At 50.3% G+C, this 2,381-nt stretch carries 2 protein-coding genes and 1 pseudogene; all 3 read right to left on the minus strand.

Annotated features, from left to right (window positions below; all coding sequences use genetic code 11):
* A partial coding sequence (locus RH85_RS16770; protein WP_006713896.1) for an SNF2-related protein occupies window positions 1-1,518 on the minus strand: 1,518 nt, incomplete at its 3' end.
* Window positions 1,515-2,105: a hypothetical protein gene (locus RH85_RS16775; protein WP_006713897.1), complete on the minus strand. Its 591-nt coding sequence runs from the start codon at window positions 2,103-2,105 to the stop codon at window positions 1,515-1,517. The genes RH85_RS16775 and RH85_RS16770, both read right to left, overlap by 4 nt.
* Window positions 2,106-2,189: 84 nt before the next feature.
* A pseudogene (locus tag RH85_RS22430) lies at window positions 2,190-2,381 on the minus strand (DUF6094 domain-containing protein); the annotation flags it as partial.

Raw genomic sequence — 2,381 nt, forward strand, 5'->3', positions numbered from 1 at the left:
ATCTGAATCCATCTCGACTTCAATAAAATGCTCTTGGTAGTCGGGTAAGACGCCCTCGCCCATCTCTTTGAGTTTGACGAACACCGTATACGGCAAGACATATTTCGCTACCCCGAGCGGCCCAAAGCCAGGTGCGCGAGTTTGACTCACGCGCACGTTTTTGCCTTTGGCCGTTTTATGGTTCGCCTCATCCGTCACCTTCATGATTTCCTTGATGATGCCGTGCTCTTGTGAAAACGCGAGCGCGGCACTGCCCAGCTTGCCACGATGATAACGGTAACCGTCGTTCATCATGATGCTGGGCATGGTGCGCCACAAAAGATAAAAAACATCTTCAGCGTAGCCGCCCATCAAGGTGCCGGTGAGTAACAAACATTGTCTTACCGAGCTGGCTAAGACTTGCATCGCTTGTCCTTGCGCAGCGCCAGAATTCTTATATTCGTGCGCCTCATCGATAACCAACCAGTCAAAGAACCCGTAAGGGAAATAACGCTTAATGAACTCACTCGCCTGATAATCGCCCTGTCCGAACGCAAATTGCGTCTTAGCCAGTTTTCGCTCTATCCGCTCAGCTTGTCGCTCATTAAAAACAAATTCTCCCTCGGCATCGAGCAAGTTCACCAACTCATAGATATTGTCGGTCAATGCTTTCGCGAGGACTCGTTCTCCAAATCCGTCCAACAAGCGCCCTGCAGTGACCTTCCCGATGGTCGGTAGTGTCTGCAGTGCACGTGAGACGGTTTTCGTTAAGTTGTCGTCTTGGCGTTGACGCTTCAATGTCCACAGTGCGCTATGACAATGAGCACAGCGCAACTGTTGGTCTACAGGAAAATGACTCGGTGCAATCAACTCGCCTTCTTCATCTTTGACCAGTTGACCACAATCAGGGCAACAGACAAATTTGAGTAGGGCGGTTTGCGCTCGAAGTCCATCATGACCCAAGGTCCGTTTTAGGGTTTTGGTTTGGTAAGCCGGTTGCCAGTGGTAACCCATGCGCATCCGAACTCGACCTAGCACCACATACTCTGGTCCGTCATGCTTTGCCGCTTCTCGAAGTTTAAGCAAAGAAAGCAACGTATCCGGTCCATTGAGTACCCATACCTTCGCATCTGGCACCGTATCGAGAATTTCTCGACGCCATTTGTAGACCAGGTGTGGCGGTGACAGCACTAAAAAGCGTTGTGCCTTTCCTTCATGGTAAGCAATGGCGGTTGCCGCAATTCCCATCATCGTCTTGCCAACCCCCATTTCTCCGTTGAGTATGCCTGCTGGGGCGTGCTCATCGAGAAGTAGGGTACTGATGGCTTGTATCGCTTCCGCTTGCACCTCAAACGGTGTCCGTTTAAGCGATTGCAGGATGCGCGTTCGAGCCTCACTCGGTGATTGGTATCTCGCCGGGTGCGCCGCTTCAATGTTGGACAAAAGCCCTTCACCAAATTGGTCGATGAAACTGTGCAGAGATAACACGTTGTCGCAGGTTGTCTCTGCCATGGTTTCTTGTTGGGGTTGCGAGCTCATGCGTAGACCTCCTTATTCAGAGGCAGTAAGCCTTGTTGCAACAACTCACTGATTAACGTTTCAATCTCTTCAATCGGTAAATCAATCAAATACCCATGAAGACCATAAGACGGTAATACCGTGATGTGCGCTCGTAACCTTAGCTGCAGCGCGCTTTCCCATTCATCCTGCAAGGGTAAATGACAGAGCTGTTTGAGCGTTGGCCAAAGTGCAATCCAAGGCTGAGGCTCAGTACTGAGCACCGTCATGGATTGACCCCTTGGTTTTTGTACATCCGGTTGAAACAACCAGGTATGCACCCATTCCCCCACCTCGGTAAACTTAGGTAGTCGAGTGGTGCGCTTGGTGAGCATTTTTGCTTGTGCAAAATCGAGCACCAATTTATCCCCACTAGGGAGGGTGACGGTCATGACGCGCAGTCCTCCTTCGGAAAGAGGCAGTGTTAAGGCCGCAAAAAAATGCTGCATCACACCATCTCGTCCCCAGACAGACAAAAATTGCACCAATCCCGTGGTAGAGGTGACAACGGCATCCAGATAGAGGCCGTTGTCGAGTTCGATTAAAGAACGGTTAATATTGACATTCATGATGAAGGCTCCAAAAAAAAGAAAGGCGCCTTCCCGTTAGGAATAAGCGCCTAACGGGCAAACACACACAAGGGCGTGTTTGGTCTATTGAATGATAACGATACGACCAAAGTCCTCACCGGGGGTGAGGTCGATGGCGCGTATCAAGGGTTGAAATTGGTCAATCTTGGTGGTGATGGTTTGATGCTCATCGATACTGGTCATGGTGCGCTGCACTTTTTGAGTGCCCCCCTTAACCAATAGCGTTCGCAATCCATCATTACTCACCACCTTGCC

Origin of the sequence: Vibrio ichthyoenteri ATCC 700023 (assembly GCF_000222605.1) — a bacterium.
Taxonomy (GTDB): domain Bacteria; phylum Pseudomonadota; class Gammaproteobacteria; order Enterobacterales; family Vibrionaceae; genus Vibrio; species Vibrio ichthyoenteri.